We start from the raw sequence: 20,127 nt of genomic DNA, 5'->3' as shown, positions 1-20,127 counted from the left end.
CCCCACCAGCTCAACCTCAGGCGCCGGCAACGCCCCCCGATCCAACTTCCCATTCCCGGTGACAACCAGCCTCTCCACCACCACCACAGCCCCCGGCACCATGTAATCCGGCAACCTCTCCCCCACAAACCTCCGCAACTCCGCCCCATCAACCAGCCCGACCTCCACCGGCGCAGCCACAACGGCCTCCGCGAGGCCGGTCACGGCCTCCGCCGCGCCAGCGGCATCGTCCGCACTCCGGCGCCGAAGCGGCGGGACGTGGTGCGGCGAATCCGGCGCCGTCTTACGGTGGCCGGCCGGGACCACGTAGGCGACAAGGCGCTTGACGCCGGGCTGGTCCTCGCGGAGGATCACCGCGGCCTGGTCGACGGACTCGTGTTCGGTGAGGACGGCCTCGATCTCGGCGGGCTCGATGCGGAAGCCCCGGATCTTCACCTGGTCGTCGGCCCGCCCGGCGAACACCAGCTCGCCGTCGGAGGACCAGCGCGCCAGGTCGCCGGTACGGTACATGCGGCCGCCATGAGGGCAGGCGACAAAACGCTCGGCGGTCAGGGCGGGACGCCCCGCGTAGCCCCGGGCGAGCCCGGCACCGGCGATGTACAACTCGCCGACCACCCCGGCGGGAACGGGCAGCAGGTACTCGTCGAGAACATACGCGCGGGTGTTGTCCATGGGACGCCCGATGGGGACGTTCGCGGGAACGTCGTCACCGGCCACGAAAGGCATCTGAGTGGTGAAGGCGGTCGTCTCAGTAGGCCCATAAGTGGTACGCACCACGAGGCCGGGATGAGCCTCCAGCAGGCCACGGATCGCGGCGGACGACACCACGTCCCCACCCGTGGAAACCTCCCGCACCCCCGCGAAGATCTCCGGCGACTCCTCGGCCAGCACCCGGAACAACCCAGCCGTAGCATGCACGTTCGTCACACCATGCGAGGCGATCACCCGCCCCCGCGCGGCGGCATCGGCATCACCAGGAGGCATGAGAACAAGGCTCCCGCCATGCGCCAACGGCACCCACAACTCATACGTAGAAGCGTCGAAAGCGTGGTTGGCCTGCACCAGCACCCGCTCCACCACATCCGGCGCCCACCCACGATCCAGGACGAACGCCACCACGTTGCCGTGCGTGACCGACACACCCTTCGGAACCCCGGTAGACCCGGAGGTGTACATCACATAAGCCAGATGGTCCGGCGACACCACCAAAGGCACGGCCCCCAAGGACCCGGCCAGCGCCTCGGCGGCAGGAACCGTGCCGAGCTCCGGCAGATCCCGATCGGCCAGCACAAGCGAAACCCCGGCCTCGGCCACCACGGCACGCAGCCGCTCCACCGGATGGGACGCGTCCAGCGGCACGTACGCCGCCCCCGCCTTCACCACCCCCAGCAACACCGCCACCAGATCAGCCGACCGATCCATCACCACACCGACCCGGCCCTCGACCCCCACCCCCCGCCCCCTGAGCCAGTTCGCCACCCGATCGGACCGCTCGTCCAGCTCCCCGTAGGTCAGCGTGACGCCGGCGGCGACGACGGCCACCGCGTCCGGAGCGCGCTCGGCGCGGGCGCGGAACAGCTCGGGCAGCGAGGCCGCGGGCAGCGGCTGCGCGGTGTCGTTCCATTCGTCGAGGACGGTCCGCAGCTCGGCGGCGTCCAGAACGTCCAGGCGGCTGATCCGCACGGACGGATCGGCGGCCACCTGCTCGATGACGTGCTGCAGACGGGCCGCCAGGGTGTGCGCGGTGTGCTCGTCGAACAGGTCGGTGGCGTACTGGATCCCGCCGCCGAGCCCGGCGGGCGCCCCGTCGGCGTCGTGCAGCTCGACCAGGCCGACCGACAGGTCGAACCGAGCCGCGATCGTGTCGTCGGCGGGCATCTGCTCGACCCGCACGCCGGGCAGATCCCAAGGGGTCTCCGACCCGGGACCGGCCTGAAGCGCCAGCATGATCTGGAACAGCGGGTGCCGGGCGAGCGACCTGGCAGGGTTCAGATCCTCCACCAGCCGCTCGAACGGCACGTCCTGGCAGGCGTAGGCCGCGAGGTCGGCGTCGCGGACCCGGGCGAGCAGCTCCGCGAACGTCGGGTCACCGCCCGCGTCGGTGCGCAGCACCAGCGTGTTGACGAAGAACCCGACGAGGTCCTCCAGCGCGCGTTCCCCGCGCCCCGCGACGGCCGTGCCGAACGGCAGGTCGGTGCCCGCGCCGAGCCGGGCCAGCAACATCGCCAGCGCGGCCTGCACGGCCATGAACATGGTGGCGCCGCCGTCCCTGGCGGCCTCCACCAGCCGGGAGTGCGCCTCGGCGCCGACCCGGACCGGCACCGCGCCGCCGACGAACGACGGCACCGCGGGCCGGGTCCGGTCGGCGGGCAGGACCAGCTCCTCGGGCAGGCCGGCCAGGGTGTCCCGCCAGTACCCGAGCTGGGCGGCGACGAGACTGCCGGGGTCGTCCAGCTCGCCGAGCACCTCGCGCTGCCACAACGCGTAGTCGGCGTACTGGACCGGCGGCGTCCAGTCCTCGGGCGCCCGTCCCTCGGCACGGGCCGCGTAGGCGACGGGCAGGTCGCGGGCCAGCACGCCCATCGACCAGCCGTCCACCGCGATGTGGTGCGCCACCAGCACCAGCACATGCTCGCTCTCGGAGAGGGTCAGCAGCTCCACCCGCCACGGCAGCTCCCGGGCCAGATCGAAGCCGCGGCGGGCCGTGGCGGCGAGCACCTCGGGCAGCTCGGTGTGCGCGACCTCGCCCCGGCGCAGCACGGGACGGCCGCCGGCCCCGTGAAGGATCTCCTGCCGGGGGGTGCCGCCGGTCTCGGGGAAGATGGTGCGCAGCGTCTCGTGCCGGTCGGCCAGGTCGCCGAGCGCGGCCTCCAACACGGCGACGTCCAGCCCGCCGGTCAGCCGCAGGGCCAGCGACACGTTGTACGCCGCCCCCGCCCCGGCCTCCTCCAGCCGGTTGAGGAACCACATGCGCTGCTGCCCGAACGACAGCGGAACGACCTCCGGGCGCTCCCGCGCCGCCAGGGCCACGCGGGCCGCACCACCCTGGCCGGCGTCCACCAGCCGGGCCAGGCCCGCCACGGACGGCGCGCCGAAGAACTCCCTGATGTTGACCTCGGCGCCGAGCACCGACCTGATCCGTGCGATGAGCCGCATGGCGAGCAGCGAGTCCCCGCCGAGCGTGAAGAACGAGGTCTCCACCCCGACGGTTTCCAGCCCGAGCACCTCGCCGAACAGCCCGCACAGAGCCTCCTCGGCGGGGGTGCCGGGTCCTCGGCCCGCGTCCTGCTCGTACCCGGGGGCGGGCAGCAGCGCCCGGTCGAGCTTGCCGTTCGCGGTCACCGGCAGGCGGTCCACGGCCACGACGGCGGCCGGGACCATGTAGTCGGGCAGGACGGCGGCCACCGCCCCGCGCAGCGCCTCCACGTCCACCTGCCGGGGCGTGCCGTCGTCGTCCCCGGCGGGGACGACGTAGGCGACCAGGCGCTTGACGCCGGGCTGGTCCTCGCGGGCGATCACCGCGACCTGGGAGACGCTCTCCTGGACGGCCAGGACGGCCTCGATCTCGCCGGGCTCGATGCGGAAGCCGCGGATCTTCACCTGCTCGTCGGCGCGCCCGGTGAAGACCAGGCGCCCGTCGGACGACCAGCACGCCAGGTCCCCGGTGCGGTACATGCGCTCGGAGTAGCCCCCGAACGGGCAGGCGACGAACCGTTCCGCGGTCAGGGCGGCCCAGCCCGCGTACCCCCGGGCCAGGCCGGGCCCGGCGACGTACAGCTCGCCGGCCACGCCGGGCGGCACGGCGCGCAGGAACTCGTCCAGCACGTAGGCCCGGGAGTTGTCCATCGGGTACCCGATCGGCACGTTCGCCGGGACGTCGTCACCGGCCGTGAACGGCATCTGGGTGGTGAAGGCGGTGGTCTCGGTGGGGCCGTAGGTGGTGCGCACCACCATGTCGGGATGGGCCTCAAGCAGGGCGCGGATCGCGGCGGACGACACCACGTCCCCGCCCGTGGACACCTCGCGCACCCCGGCGAAGATCTCCGGGGACTCCTCGGCCAGCACGCGGAACAACCCGGCGGTGGCGTGCACGTTCGTCACGCCGTGCTCGGCGATCACCCGGCCCCGCGCGGCGGCGTCGGCGTCACCGGACGGCATGAGGACCAGGCTCCCGCCGTGCGCCAGCGGCACCCACAGCTCGTACGTGGAGGCGTCGAACGCGTGGTTGGCCTGCACCAGCACCCGTTCCACCACGTCCTCGCGCCAGCAGCGGTCGAAGACGAAGGCCACCACGTTGGCGTGGGTCACCGCGACACCCTTCGGCACGCCGGTCGAGCCCGAGGTGTACATCACGTAGGCGAGGCCCGAGGGGGACACTCTGGCGCAGGGGTCGGACGTGTCCCCCCGCTCCAGCGGCCCGTCCACCACGACGGCGCCGAGCTCGTCCACGGGCCGGTCGGCCAGCACCACCGACACGCCCGCCTCGGCCACCACGGCACGCAGCCGCTCCACCGGATGGGACGCGTCCAGCGGGACGTACGCCGCCCCGGCCTTCAGAACCCCCAGCAGCACCGCGACCAGATCGGCCGAACGATCCATCACCACACCGACCCGGCCCTCGGCGCCCACGCCGAAGCCGATCAGCCAGTGCGCCACCCGGTTGGCCCGGGCGTTCAGCTCGGCGTACGTCAGCGTGACGTCCCCGCTGACGACGGCGGGGGCGTCCGGGGTGCGCTCCACCTGCGCGGCGAACAGCTCAGGCAGGGTGATCGACGGGATCGCCTGGAAGGTGTCGTTCCACCCCTCGATGACGAATCCCTCCTCGACCGGCTCCAGGACGTCGAGCCGGCTGACCCGCAGCCGGGGGTCGGCGGCGACCTGCTCCAGCACCCGGACCAGCCGGGTGGCGAGGATTCGGGCGGTCGGCTCGTCGAACAGGTCGGCGGCGTACTGGAGGCCGCCGCCCATCCCGGCGGGGGCGCCGTGCTCGTCGCGGTGCTCGCCGAGGCTGATCGACAGGTCGAAGCGGGCGGCGACGGTGCCGTCGGACGGCATCGGGGCCACGTCGACGCCCGGCAGGTCCCAGGCGCGCTCGACGAGGGGGATGTTCTGCAGCACCAGCATGATCTGGAACAGGGGGTGCCTGGCCAGCGACCTCTCGGGGTTGAGGTCGTCCACGAGCCGCTCGAACGGCAGGTCCTGGTGCGCGTACGCCGCGAGGTCGGTCTCCTTGACCCTGGCCAGCAGCTCGGCGAAGGTCGGGTCGCCGCCGACGTCGGTGCGCAGCACGAGGGTGTTGATGAAGAAGCCGGTCATCTCCTCCAGCGCGGAGTCGCCCCGGCCCGCGACGGTGGTTCCGAGCGGGATGTCTGTGCCGGCGCCGAGGCGGGCCAGCAGCATCGCCAGGGCGGCCTGCACGACCATGAACATCGTCGCCGAGCCCTGCTGCGCGGCCCTGACCAGGCCTGTGTGGGTGTGGGCGTCCAGGCGGAACGGCACCGATCCGCCCTGGAAGGTGGGCACCCCCGGCCGCACCCGGTCGGCCGGGAGCGCCAGCTCCTCGGGGATGCCCGCAAGGGCCGCGCGCCAGTAGCCGAGCTGGGCGCTGATCAGGCTGTCCGGGTCGTCCAGGTCGCCGAGCACCTCGTGCTGCCACAACGCGTAGTCCGCGTACTGCACGGGTGCGGGGCGCCACGTGGGGGCCGCGCCGTTCACGCGCGCGGCGTAGGCGGCGCGCAGGTCCCTGGTCACGATGCCCATCGACCAGCCGTCCACGGCGATGTGGTGCGCCACCAGCAGCAGCACGAACTCACCATCGGACGTGGGGCCGGGGGGCAGGGTCAGTAGTTCGGTGCGCCACGGCAGGTCGGTGGAAAGGTCGAAGCGGCGGGAGGCGATCTCGGCCAGGGCGGCGGGCACGCCGGGCTCGGGGACCTCGTGGACGGTGAGGGGCGGGCGGCCGGCGGGGCCGGTGAGGACGTGCTGGGCCGGGGTGCCCTCGGTCTCGGAGTAGACGGTGCGCAGGGACTCGTGCCGGTCGGCGACGTCGCCGAGCGCCGCCTCCAGGGCGGCGACGTCCAGGGTGCCGGAGAGCCGGAACGCCAGCGGCACGTTGTACCCGGCGCCCGCGCCCGCCTCCTCCAGCTGGTTGAGGAACCACATGCGCCGCTGGCCGAACGACAGCGGCAGCACCTCGGGTCGCTCGCGGGCCGTGAGCGCGGGGCGGGTGCCGCCCCGGTGGCCTTCCACCAGCCGGGCCAGGCCGGCGACGGACGGCGCGCCGAACAGCTCGCGGATGCTGATCTCGGCGTCCAGTACGGCCCGGATCCGCACGACCAGCCGCATGGCGAGCAGCGAGTCGCCGCCGAGGTCGAAGAAGGAGTCCTCGGCGCCGACCCATTCGCGGCCGAGCACCTCGGCGAACAGGCCGCACAGGAGTTCCTCCAGCGGCGTCGCCGGGCCCCGGCCGGTCGCGGCGCCGAGCTCGGGGGCGGGCAGCGCGGCCCTGTCGAGCTTGCCGTTGACGGTGACCGGCAGAGAGTCCACCACCATCACCGCGGCGGGCACCATGTACTCGGGCAGCGTCGCGGCGGCGTGGTCGCGCAGCGCGGTCCCGTCCACGCCGGGGCCGTCCGGCACGACGTAGGCGACGAGCCGCTTCACGCCCGGCTGGTCCTCCCGGACGATCACCGCGACCCGCGCGACGCCGTCCTGCCCGGCCAGGGCGGCCTCGACCTCGCCGGGCTCGACGCGGAAACCGCGGATCTTCACCTGGTCGTCGGCGCGGCCCTGGAAGGTCAGCTCGCCGTCCTGGGCGCGGCTGGCGAGGTCCCCGGTGCGGTACATCCTGGTACTGGGGTCGCCGAACGGGCAGGCCACGAACCGTTCCGCGGTCAGCCCGGCCTGTCCGGTGTATCCCCGGGCGAGGCCGGACCCGGCGATGTACAGCTCGCCGGTGACGCCCTCGGGCACCGGGCGGAGGAACTCGTCCAGCACGTACGCCCGGGAGTTGTCCATCGGGTACCCGATCGGCACGTTCGCCGGGACGTCGTCCCCCGCCGTGAACGCCGTCTGGGTGGTGAACGCGGTGGCCTCGGTCGGGCCGTAGGTCGTGCGCACCACCAGTCCCGGGTGCGCGTCCAGCAGCGCGCGGATCGCCGTGGACGGCACCACGTCGCCGCCCGTGGAGACCTCGCGCACCCCCGCGAACATCTCCGGGGACTCCTCCGCGAGCAGCCGGAACAACCCAGCGGTCGCGTGCACATTGGTCACCCCGTGCTCCGCGACCACCCTCCCCCGCTCCGCCGGCCCCACGTCCCCCGCCCGGAGCACCACCAGCCGTCCACCCTGCGCGAGCGGCGCCCAGATCTCATAGGTGGACGCGTCGAACGCGTGATTGGCCTGCACCAGCACCCGTTCCACCACATCCGGCGCCCAGCAACGATCCATCACAAAGCTCACGACATTGCCATGCGTAACCTCAACCCCCTTCGGCACCCCGGTCGACCCAGACGTATACATCACATAGGCAAGATCATCCGTCGACACCACAACCGGCTCCACACCCCCCGACACCGCGGCCAGCTCCGCGACCACCTCAGGGGAATCCCACACGACTTGCCCGACGGCTGTGGGGGCCGCCGGACCGCCGGAGGCCGCATCGGACGTGGCGAAGGCCGAGGTCACCGTTTTGGTGGTGGCTGTTGTGCAGATGACCGTGTTGGTGGTGGAGAGGATGGTGGTGAGGCGGTCGGGGGGGGTGGTGGGGTCTACGGGGACGTAGGCGGCGCCGGTCTTGGTTATGGCCAGGAGGGTGACTATCAGGTCGGCTGAGCGGGGCATCACTACGCCTACGCGGGTGCCGCGGGTTATGCCTCGGGAGGTCAGGAGGGTGGCGGCGCGGGTGGAGAGGGTGTCCAGTTCGGCGTAGGTGAGGGTGGTGGTGGGGTCGGTCACGGCTATTGCTTGGGGGGTGCGGGTCACTTGGGCTTTCAGGAGGGCGGGGAGGGTGGAGACGGGGAGCGGGTGGGAGGTGGTGTTGGCTCGGTGGAGGGCGGTGCGGCGTTCGGTCAGGTCGAGCAGGTCCAGGCGGGCTATGGGGAGGGCGGGGTCGGCGGCCAGGCGGTTCAGTACGCGGACGAGGCGGTCGGCGAGGGTGCGGACGGCCGGCTGGTCGAGCAGGTCGGGGCGGTAGTCGAGGCGGAGGTCCAGTTCGTCGCCGGGGACGACGCCGAGGACGAGGGGGTAGTGGGCGGCGTCCTCGCTGGCGGTGCCGGTGATCCGCAGGCCGCCGGAGTCCAGGAGGCCGCCGCCGGGCGGGCGGGGGTAGTTCTGGTAGACCAGCAGCGTGTCGAAGCCGGCGCCGGGGCCGGCCAGGCGCTGGATCTCGGCGAGGCCGAGGTGCTGGTGGGCGAACAGTTCGGCCTGCTGGGCGGCCAGGTCGGTGAGCAGCGCGCCGATGCTCTGGTAGGGGTCGAGGCGGACCCGGACCGGCAGGGTGTTGATGAACAGGCCGAGCATGCGTTCGACGCCGGGTAACTCGGGGGGGCGTCCGGCGACGGTGGCGCCGAAGACCACGTCGGTGCGGCCGGTCAGCATGCCGATCACCATCGCCCAGGCGGCCTGGATCGCGGTGTTCAGCGTCACCCCGTGCTCGCGCACGGCCTCGCGCAGGGCCTTGGTGGCCCGGGCGTCCATGCGGATGTTGAGGTGTTCGGGCGCCACGGGCCCGGCCTGGGCGGCGGCGGGGCTCACCAGCGTGGGTGTGGCGGTGCCGGCGAGCGCGGCGCGCCAGGCGTCCCTGGCGGCGTCCTTGTCCTGGCGGGCCAGCCACGCGAGGTACTCCCGGTACGGCGTGACCGGCGGCGGCGCGGCCGGGTCGCCGCCCGCCGCGTACAGCTGGGCCAGCTCTCCGAACAGCACCGGCATGGACCAGCCGTCCAGCAGGATGTGGTGCAGCGTGACGACCAGCCGGTAGCGCTCGCCGTCCAGCCTGAGCAGCAGGAGCCGCAGCAGCGGCGGCACCGACAGGTCGAACCGGCGTCCGTGTTCCTCCTCGGTGAGCCGGGCGGCCTCCGCCTCGGCGTCCGCGGCGGCCAGCCCGGACAGGTCGACCTCGCGCCACGGCAGCGCCACGCCCCGCACCACCACCTGGACGAGCTGCCGCGCCCCGGCGGGCTGCTGGAAGCTCGCGCGCAGGCTGGCGTGCCGGGACAGCAGCGCCTCCCACGACCTGCGCAGCACCGCGACGTCGAGCGGCGCGGCGAGGTCCAGGATGCGCTGCTCGATGTAGAGGTCGCGGGACTGCTCGTCGAACCGTGCGTGGAACAGCAGGCCTTCCTGCAACGGTGACAACGGCCACACGTCTTCGATCCGCACCTGGGTCACCGCGATCAATCCTTCTCTTGGGAGAGTTTGCTCTGCAGCGCGTCGAGCTGGTCCTGGCCGAGGGAGACGAGCGGGAAGTCAGCTGGGGTGTGCTCGCCCCCCTCGGGTCCTGAATGGTGTGCGGCCAGTCCGGTGAGCATCGCGACCCACGCGGCGACCAGGTCCCGCAGGGTCCTCTCGTCGAACAGGCCGGCCGGGGAGGCGAGGCTGACGGTCAGTTCGGGGCCGCCGGGCAGGTCGCGCACCTGGCCCCCGGCCTCCAGGGCGTGCGCGGCGGGGGTGGCGCCGTCGGCCGTGCCGCCGAGCACGGCGTCCCCGGCCGGGCGCCAGTCCCCCTGGACCCCGGGGCCGTTCTCCGGATGGTTCGTCCGGACGCCGGCGCCGCCGGTGGTGTCGTGGTCCATGTCTCCCCCGCCGTGTCCGCCGGTGGCCGGGGTGGCGGTGAACCGGCCGAGGTAGTTGAAGCCGATCTGCGGGACGGGCAGCGCGGCCAGGGCCGGGGCGGTGTCCGGGTTGAGGTACCGGAGCATCCCGAAGCCGAGCCCGTCGCCGGGGACCTCGCGCAGCTGCTCGGCGATCCGCCGGACCAGTACGCCGGCGGCGGGCCCGCCGGACCGTATCCCGGCGTGGTCGGAGGTGCCGGGGTCGAGCCGGACCGGGTGGGCGGCGGCGAACCAGCCGACCGTCCTGGTGAGGTCCATGTCGTCGGCCAGCGGCACCCGGCCGTGGCCCTCGACGTCGACCAGCACGCCGCCGGCGAGGTTGCCGCCGAGACGGCGCCGCCACTCGCCCGCCGCGGCGACCAGCCCGGCGAGCAGGACGGCGTCCACACCGGTCTGGAAGGCCTCGGGGATCCGGGTCAGCAGGTGGGTGGTGACCTCGGCGGGCACGGTCAGCTCCGCCCGGTGGATGCCGCCCGCGACGGTGTCCACCACCGGGTCGAGCGGGCGCCTGCCGAGGGTGCGGTTCGGGCCGCCGAGCAGGCGGGTCCATCCGGGCAGCTCGGCGGCCCGTGCCGCGCTCATCGCCTGGCGCTCCAGGGTGGTGGCCCAGCGCCGGAACGACGTCCCGCGCGCCAGGTCCACCTCCCGGCCCCGCGCCAGGGCCGTGCAAGCGGCGGCCAGGTCGGGCACCAGGACCCGCCAGGACACGCCGTCGACCACCAGATGGTGGGCCACCAGGAGCAGGCGTCCCGGTGCGCCGGGCCCGGTGTCGAACCAGACCGCCTGGAACATGGACCCGGCCGCCGGGTCCAGCCGGTCCACCGCCGCCCGGGCCACCGCCGGGTCGAAGGGCCCGGCGTGGCGGGTGACGAGGTCCGCCGCGGGCGGGCCCTCGCCGTCCGGCGGGACGACCAGGTACGCGGTGTCCCCGGCGCGCTCCAGCCGGGCGCGCAGCACGTCGTGGTGGCCGAGCAGGGCACCGACGGCGGCGACGAGCGTGGGGAGGTCCAGGCCGGCGGGGGTCTGGACGAGCATCGACTGGGAGAACGCGCCGGTCAGCGCGGACGGCCCGGCCCGTTCGGCCAGCTCGCGCATGACCGGGGTCAGCGGGGCACGGCCCACGCCGGTGTCGTCCTCGCCGGGCTCCTCGTCGTCCCCTTGCGCGACGGCCGCGGCGACGCGGGCGAGGCCGGCGGGGGACTTGTGCTCGAACATCTGGCGGGCGGTGACGACGACCCCGGCGCGGCGGGCCCGCGCGACGACCAGCATCGACATGATCGAGTCGCCGCCGAGCGCGAAGAACGAGTCGTCCGCGCCGACCTGGTCCAGCCCGAGCACCTCCTGGAACAGCCCGCAGAACAGCGCCTCAAGGGGGGTCTCGGGGTCGCGGCCGGTGACGCGGTCCTCGAACTCGGGGGCGGGCAGCGCGGCCCGGTCGAGCTTGCCGTTGACCGTCACGGGCAGGGCGGCGAGGGCCATCACGGCGGTCGGGACCATGTAGTCGGGCAGGGTGCGGGCCACGTGGTCGCGCAGCGTGTCGCCGTCCACGCCCTCCTCGGCGGGCACGACGTAGGCCACCAGGCGCTTGACGCCCGGCTGGTCCTCGCGGGCGATCACCGCGACCTGGCCGACGCTGCGGTGACCCGCCAGGACCGCCTCGACCTCGCCGGGCTCGATGCGGAAGCCGCGGATCTTCACCTGGTCGTCGGCGCGCCCGGCGAACTCCAGCCATCCCTCCGAGGACCAGCGGGCCAGGTCGCCGGTGCGGTACATCCGCCCGCCGTAGGGGCAGGCGACGAAACGCTCGGCGGTGAGGCCGGCGCGGCGGGTGTAGCCGCGGGCGAGGCCCGATCCGGCGACGTACAGCTCGCCGATCACACCAGGCGCCACGGGGTGCAGGAACTCGTCGAGGACGTAGGCGCGGCTGTTGTCCATCGGGTAGCCGATGGGCACGGTCGCCGGGACGGCGTCGCCGCCGGTGAAGGCGAGCTGGGTGGTGAACGCCGTGGTCTCGGTGGGCCCGTAGGTGGTGCGGACCGTCAGGCCGGGGTGGGCGTCGAGCAGCGCGCCGATGGCCGACGCGGAGACGACGTCGCCGCCGGTGGAGACCTCGCGCACCCCGGTGAAGATCTGCGGGGACTCCTCGGCCAGCACCCGGAACAGTCCGGCGGTGGCGTGCACGTTGGTCACCGCGTGCCTGGCGATGAGCCGTCCGCGCTCGGCGGCGTCGATCTCACCGGCGGGCATGAGCACCAGCCGGCCGCCCCGGGCCAGCGGCACCCACAGCTCGTAGGTGGAGGCGTCGAAGGCGTGGTTGGCCTGGAGCAGCACCCGCTCGGCGACCTCCGGGCGCCAGGACTCGTCCAGCACGAAGCTCACCACGTTGCGATGCGTCACCTCGACGCCCTTCGGCACGCCGGTCGAGCCCGAGGTGTACATCACGTAGGCCAGGCCGTTCGGCAGCGGCCCGGGTCCTGGAAGGTCGCCGCCGGGCGGCTCGTCCGGGCCGAGCGTGGCGGCCGTGCGGAGCAGCTCGTCCACGAGGAGCACCTCGGCCTCGCCGAGGCCGCCGCCCTCGGTGATCACGGCGGCCATGCGCTCGTCCGCGACGACCAGTGCCGCGCCGGCCTCGGCGACCGAGGCGCGGAGGCGTTCCACCGGGTGGCCGCCGTCCAGGGGGACGTAGGCGGCGCCGGTCTTCGCCACACCGAGCAGGACGGCGACCAGGCCGGCCGACCGGTCCATGACGACGCCGACGCGGCTCTCCCGGCCGGCGCCACGGCTCGCGAGGCCGCGGGCGACCCGGGTCGCGTGCTCGTCCAGCTCGGCGTACGTCCAGGTGGTGCCGTCGGCGACCAGGGCGACCGCGTCCGGGGCGCGCCGCGCCTGGGCCTCGAACAGGCCGGGCAGGGTGGTGGCGGGCAGGGCGCGGGTGGTGTCGTTCCAGCCCTCGACGACCGCGAACTCCTCGTCGGGGTCGAGTACCTCCAGCGCGCTGAGCCGCGTCCCCGGGTCGGCGGTCACCTGCGCCAGCACCCGCACCAGGCGGGCGACCATGGACCGCGCGGTGGACTCGTCGAACAGGTCGGCCGCGTACTGCACGCCGCCGCCGAGGCCGGTGGGGGCGCCGGTGCCGTCGCGGCGCTCGCCGAGGGTGATCGACAGGTCGAAGCGAGCGGGGACCGCGGCGTCGGGCAGCGCGCCGGACTCGCGGGGGCGGACGGTCAGGCCGGGCAGGTCGGGGGACGCGGCGGCCTGGGGGAGGTTCTGCAGCACCAGCATGACCTGGAACAGCGGGTGCCTGGCCAGGGAGCGCTCAGGACTGAGCTCGTCCACCAGGCGTTCGAACGGCAGGTCCTGGTGGGCGTGCGCGGCGAGGTCGGTCTCGCGGACCCTGCCGAGCAGCTCGGCGAACGTGGGGTCGCCGCCCGCGTCGGTGCGCAGGACCAGGGTGTTGACGAAGAACCCGGCCAGGTCCTCGAGGGCGCTGTCGCCGCGCCCGGCCACGGCGGTGCCCACGGGGACGTCGGTGCCGGCGCCGAGGCGGGCCAGCAGCATGACCACGGCGGCCTGCACCACCATGAACATCGTGGCGCCGCCCTGCCTGGCGGCCTCCACCAGGCCCGCGTGCACGTCCGGCCCGACCTCCAGCGGGATCGTCCCGCCGCGGAAGGACGCGACGGCCGGGCGGGGGCGGTCGGCGGGGAGGGCCAGTTCCTCGGGCAGGTCCGCCAGGGCGGCGCGCCAGTAGGCGAGCTGTTCGGTGATCAGGCTTTCCTGGTCGTCCAGGTCGCCCAGCACCTCGCGCTGCCAGAGCGCGTAGTCGGCGTACTGCACCGGCAACGGCCGCCAGGACGGGGCCGCGCCCCGGCAGCGGGCCTCGTAGGCGATCCGCAGGTCGCGTTCCAGCACGCCCATGGACCAGCCGTCCACCGCGATGTGGTGCGCCACCAGCAGCAGCACGTACTCGGTGTCGGACAGCACGAGCAGCTGCGTGCGCCACGGCAGGTCGCGGGCCAGGTCGAAGCTGCGGGCCGAGGACTCGGCGAGCACCGCGGGCAGCTCGTCGCGGGTCACATCGCGCACGCACAGGTACGGGCGCCCGGCGCGGCCCTCGACGACGTGCTGGCGGGGGCTGCCCGCGGTCGAGGGGTAGACGGTGCGCAGGCTCTCGTGGCGGTCGGCGACGTCGCCGAGTGCCGCCTCCAGGGCCTCGGCGTCGAGCTCCCCGGACAGCGGGAGGGCCAGCGGCACGTTGTAGACGGCGGCGGCGCCGGACTCCTCCAGCTGGTTGAGGAACCACATGCGCTGCTGCCCGAACGACAGCGGCACGACGTCGGGCCGCACGCGGGCCACCACGCCGGTGCGGGGGCCGCCGCCCTGGCCGCTCTCCACCAGGCGGGCCACCCCGGCGACGGTCGGCGCGCCGAACAGCTCCCGTACGCCGATCTCGTTCTCCAGCACCGAGCGGATCCGGACGATCAGGCGCATCGCCAGCAGCGAGTCGCCGCCGAGGGCGAAGAACGACTCCTCGGCGCCGACGCGGTCCAGGCCGAGGACCTCGGCGAACAGGCCGCAGAGGATCTCCTCCAGCAGCGTGGCCGGGCCCCGGCCCGCCGAGCCGCCGAACTCCGGGGCGGGGAGCGCGGCGCGGTCGAGCTTGCCGTTGGCGGTGACCGGGAGTTCGTCCAGCATGACGAACGCGGCGGGGACCATGTATTCGGGGAGGGTGCGGGCGGCGAGGTCCCGCAGGTCGCCGACGCCGGCGCCCGCCTCGGCCGGGACGACGTAGGCGACGAGGCGCCTCACGTCCGGCTGGTCGTCGCGGACGACCACGACGGCCTGGCGCACGTCCTGGTGGGCGGCGAGGACGGCTTCGATCTCGCCTAGTTCGATGCGGAAGCCACGGATCTTGACCTGGTGGTCCACCCGGCCCATGTACAGCAGCTCGCCGTCCTGGGACCAGCGGGCCAGGTCGCCGGTGCGGTACATCCGGCCACCGAACGGGGAGGCCACGAACCGTTCCGACGTCAGCCCCGGACGGCCCGCGTAACCACGGGCCAGCTGCACACCCGCCAGATACAACTCACCGACCACCCCCGGCGGCACCGGATTGAGGAAGTCGTCCAGCACGAACACCTGGGTGTTCCACACCGGACGTCCGATCGGCACCACACCCGAGGGGGAGATCCGCGCGCAGTCCCAGTACGTGACGTCCACCGCGGCCTCGGTCGGGCCGTAGAGGTTGAACAGCTGCGCGCCGGACCGCCGGCGGAAGTCGGCGACCAGTTCGGCGGACAGGGCCTCGCCGCTGCAGACGACCCGGCGCAGGCTCGGGCAACGGCCGGGCTCGACCTGCTGGAGGAACGGGCCCAGCATGGACGGCACGAAGTGCATGGTCGTGACGCCGTACCGTTCGACCGTGTCCACCAGGTACGCCGGGTCGCGGTGGCCGCCGGGGCGGGCCATGACGAGGGCGGCGCCGGTGAGGTGGGCCCAGAAGAACTCCCAGACCGACACGTCGAAGCCCGACGGGGTCTTCTGCAACACCCGGTCGTCCTCCGCCAGCGGGAACCGGTCCTGCATCCACAACAGCCGGTTGACGATCGCGCCATGGCTCACCACCGCACCCTTGGGACGGCCGGTCGAGCCCGAGGTGTAGATCACGTACGCCGGGAGCCCCGGTGCGGGGGTGCGGTCGAGCGGGGCGGCGGAGTGGGAGCAGACGCGGGCGGCGGTGGCGGGGTCGTCCCACATCTCCTGGGTGCAGACCACGGCGGGGTCGGCGTCGGCAAGGATGTAGTCGATGCGGTCGGCGGGGTACTCGGGGTCGACGGGGACGTAACAGGCACCGGCCTTCAGCACACCCCACAGCACGCACATCAGGTCGGCCGACCGATCCATCAGCACGGCGACCCGGCTCTCCGGGCCGACTCCCCGGCCGATCAGCCAGCGGGCGGTGCGGTTGGCCCTCGCGTCCAGCTCGGCGTAGGTCAGGGACGTGTGGTCGTCGAGCACCGCGACGGCGTCCGGGGTGCGCTCCACCTGCGCGCGGAACAGCTCGGGCAGGGTCGCGCGGGGGACGGGGCGGGCGGTGTCGTTCCAGTCCGCAAGGACCGTCCGGCGTTCCCGCTCCGACAGGACGTCCAGGTCGGAGAGCCGCAGGCCGGGGTTCGCGGCGACCTGCTCCAGCGTGTGGCGTAATCGGGCGGCGAGGGTGCTCGCCGTGGACTCGTCGAACAGGTCGGCAGCGTACAGCAGGCTGCCGCCGAGGCCGGCGGGGACGCCGCGGTCGTCGCGGTGCTCGGTGAGGGTGACGGACAGGTCGAAGCGGGCCGCGGCGCTCTCGCCGGTGGAGATCGGCAGGGCGTGCAGCCCGGCGAAGTCCACGGTGGTCTCGGGGAGGTTCTGCAGCACCAGCATGACCTGGAACAGGGGGTGCCTGGCCAGGGAACGCTCGGGACTCAGCTCGTCCACGAGGCGTTCGAACGGCAGGTCCTGGTGCGCGTAGGCGCCGAGGTCGGTCTCGCGGACCCTGCTGAGCAGCTCGGCGAACGTGGGGTCGCCGCCGGTGTCGGTGCGCAGGACCAGGGTGTTGACGAAGAACCCGGCCAGGTCCTCCAGGGCCCGGTCGCCGCGTCCCGCGACCGCCGTGCCGACGGGGATGTCGGTGCCCGCGCCGAGGCGGGCCAGCAGCATCGCGAGGGCGGCCTGCACGACCATGAACATCGTGGCGCCGCCCTGCCTCGCGGCCTCCACCAGGCCCGCGTGCGCGCCGGGGCCGACGTCGACCGGGACCGTGCCGCCGCGGAACGACGCGACGGCCGGGCGGGGGCGGTCGGCGGGAAGGGTCAGCTCCTCGGGCAGGTCCGCCAGGGCCGTGCGCCAGTAGGCGAGCTGTTCGGTGATCAGGCTTTCCTGGTCGTCCAGGTCGCCCAGGGTCTCGCGCTGCCAGAGCGCGTAGTCGGCGTACTGCACCGGCAGGGGGCGCCAGGACGGGACCGTGCCGTCGCGGCGGGCGGCGTAGGCCGTCTGGAGGTCCCGCAGCAGGACGCCCATCGACCAGCCGTCCACGGCGACGTGGTGCGCCACCAGCGCGAGGACGTGCTCGGTGGCGGAGAGGGTCAGCAGCTCGGCGCGCCACGGCAGGTCGCGGACCAGGTCGAAGCCCGCGCCCGCCACGCCGGCCAGCGCCGGGGACAGCTCGTCCGGGATGATCTGGCGGTGGCGCAGGGCCGGGCGGCCCGCCTCGCCGTCCAGCACGCGCTGGCAGGGGACGCCGCCCGCCTCGGGGAAGAGGGTGCGGAGGGTCTCGTGCCGGTCGGCGACGTCGCCGAGGGCCGCCTCCAGGGCGGCGGCGTCCAGCTCGCCGGTCAGGCGCAGCGCCAGCGGCACGTTGTAGGCGGCGCCCGTCCCGGCCTCCTCCAGCCGGTTGAGGAACCACATGCGCTGCTGGCCGAACGACAACGGCAGCACCTCGGGCCGCTCCCGTACCGCCACCGCCGCCCGCCCGCTCCCGCCCCGGCCGCTCTCGACCAGGCGGGCCAGGGCCGCGACCGTGGGGGCGGCGAACACCTCACGGATGCCCGTGCCGGTGTCCAGGACGGACCGCACGCGTACGACCAGGCGCATCGCCAGCAGCGAATCACCGCCGAGCGCGAAGAAGGACTCCTCGGCTCCGACGTGCTCCAGGCCGAGGACCTCGGCGAACAGCGCGCAGAGGATCTCCTCCACGGCGGTGGCCGGGCCGCGGCTCGTCGTCCCGCCGAACTCGGGGGCGGGGAGGGCGGCGCGGTCGAGCTTGCCGTTGGCGGTGACCGGGAGCTCGTCCAGCATGACGAACGCGGCGGGGACCATGTGGTCGGGGAGGGTGCGGGCGGCGACGTCCCGCAGGGTTCCGGTGTCCACGCCGTCCTCGGCCGGGACGACGTAGGCGACGAGGCGTTTAACGCCGGGCTGGTCCTCGCGGGCGAGGACGGCGACCGTTTCGACGGTGTCGTGGGCGGCGAGGACGGCCTCGATCTCGCCTAGTTCGATGCGGAAGCCACGGATCTTGACCTGGTGGTCCACCCGGCCCATGTACAGCAGCTCGCCGTCCTGGGACCAGCGGGCCAGGTCGCCAGTGCGGTACATCCGGCCACCGAACGGGGAGGCCACGAACCGTTCCGACGTCAGCCCCGGACGGCCCGCGTAACCACGGGCCAGCTGCACACCCGCCAGATACAACTCACCGACCACCCCCGGCGGCACCGGATTGAGGAAGTCGTCCAGCACGAACACCTGGGTGTTCCACACCGGACGGCCGATCGGCACCACACCCGAAGAAGAGATCCGCGCGCAGTCCCACCAGGTGACGTCGACCGCCGCCTCGGTGGGGCCGTAGAGGTTGAACAGGTCCGCGTCCAGCCGCTGCCGGAACTCGGTGACCAGCTCGCCCGGCAACGCCTCACCGCTGCAGATCACCCGGCGCAGGCCGGCGCAGTCCCCCGGGGTCACCTGGCGCAGGAAGGGGCCCAGCATGGACGGCACGAAGTGCATGGTCGTGACGCCGTACCGCTCGACCGCGTCCACCAGGTACGCCGGGTCGCGGTGGCCGCCGGGGCGGGCCATCACCAGGCCGGCGCCCACCAGGTGGGCCCAGAAGAACTCCCAGACCGACACGTCGAAGCCCGACGGGGTCTTCTGCAGTACCCGGTCGTCCTCCGCCAGCGGGAACCGGTCCTGCATCCACAACAGCCGGTTGACGATCGCGCCATGGCTCACCACCGCACCCTTGGGACGGCCGGTCGAGCCCGACGTGTAGATCACGTACGCCGGAAGGCCCGGGGGGAGCGCTTCGCCGAGTGATGTGGCGGGCTCGGCGGCGATCGCCGCGACCGTCGCCGGGTCGTCCCACACCTCCTGGGTGCACACCACCGCAGGGGCGGCGTCGGACAGGATGTACTCGATCCGATCGGCTGGATATTCAGGATCGACGGGGACGTAGCAGGCACCGGCCTTCAGCACCCCCCACAGCACGCACATCAGGTCGGCCGACCGGTCCATCAGGACCGCGACCCGGCTCTCCGGGCCCGCCCCCCGGCCGCGCAACCACCGCGCCACCCGGTCGGAGCGCGCGTCCAGCTCCGCGTACGTCAGTGCCACGGTCTCGTCCAGCACCGCCACGGCGTCCGGCGTCCGGCGCGCCTGCGCCCGGAACAGTTCGACCAGCGTCGTGGAAGGCACCTGCCGCGCCGTGTCGTTCCACTCCTCCAGCACCGTGCGCCGTTCGGCCGGGTCGAGCACGTCGAGGTCGCTCAGCCGGGTGGCCGGGTCGGCCGCCACCTGGGTCAGCACCCGGGTCAGGCGGCCGGCCAGGGATCTGGCGGTCGGCTCGTCGAACAGGTCCACGGCGTACTGGACACCGCCGGACAGTCCGGTGGGCGCGCCGTGCTCGTCATGGTGCTCGGCCAGCCCGACGGACAGGTCGAACCGGGCCATGACCGTCTCGTCGCCCTCCACCGGCCGTACCTCGAGGCCGGGCAACTCCCAGCGGGCCCGCGCCCCCGGGTCGTTCTGCAGCGTCAGCATGACCTGGAACAGCGGGTGCCGGGCCAGCGACCGCTCCGGGCTCAGCTCGTCCACCAGCAGCTCGAACGGCACGTCCTGGTGCGCGTACGCCGCCAGGTCGGCGTCCCTGACCCGGTCGAGCAGCTCCGCGAAGGTCGGGTCCCCGCTCACGTCGGTCCGCAGCACCAGCGTGTTCACGAAGAACCCGACCAGGTCCTCCAGCTCCCGGTCCGCACGCCCCGCGACCGGCGTCCCCACCGGGATGTCCGTCCCCGCCCCGACCCGCGCCAGCATCATCGCCAGCGCCGCCTGGACGACCATGAACATCGTCGCGCCACCTCGCCGCGCGGCCTCCACCAGCCCCGCGTGCACCCCCGCCCCCACCTCGACCGGAACCGCCCCACCCCGGAACGACGCCTCCACCGGCCGCCCCCGGTCCACCGGAAGCGCCAGCTCCTCGGGCACCCCCGCGAGCGCCGCCCGCCAGTACCCGAGCTGCGCACTCAGCAGACTCCCCGGCTCGTCCCCGTCCCCCAGCACCTCCCGCTGCCAAACCGCGTAATCCACATACCGAACCGCCTGCTCCGCCCACTCCGGCCCCGTCCCCGCCCGCCGCGCCGAATAAGCGGCCCGCAGATCCCGCGCGAGCACCCCCATGGACCACCCGTCCACGGCGATGTGATGCGCCACCAGCGACAACACGTACTCACCACGGGAAGCCCCGGACGACCCGGACCCGGCATCGGAC

The 20,127-nt window shown here is 73.9% G+C and carries 2 protein-coding genes (1 of these 2 cut by a window edge); both read right to left on the bottom strand.

Going from position 1 to position 20,127, the window contains the following annotated elements:
• The coding region (locus ACFP1K_RS34930; protein ID WP_380761568.1) for a non-ribosomal peptide synthetase at positions 1 to 9,387 on the bottom strand (9,387 nt) is incomplete at its 3' end.
• A gap of 5 nt (positions 9,388 to 9,392) precedes the next feature.
• Positions 9,393 to 20,127 carry the final stretch of a non-ribosomal peptide synthase/polyketide synthase gene (locus ACFP1K_RS34925; RefSeq protein WP_380761566.1) on the bottom strand. It continues 11,327 nt past the right edge of the window, so only the last 10,735 of its 22,062 coding nucleotides appear in the window; its start codon lies beyond the right edge, outside the window — the gene reads right to left on this strand; its stop codon occupies positions 9,393 to 9,395.

The sequence above is a fragment of the Sphaerisporangium aureirubrum genome, assembly GCF_042658925.1.
GTDB classification, from domain to species: domain Bacteria; phylum Actinomycetota; class Actinomycetes; order Streptosporangiales; family Streptosporangiaceae; genus Sphaerisporangium; species Sphaerisporangium aureirubrum.
Note: the sequence above shows the minus strand (reverse complement) of the source record. Positions and strands in the feature narration are given on the sequence as shown.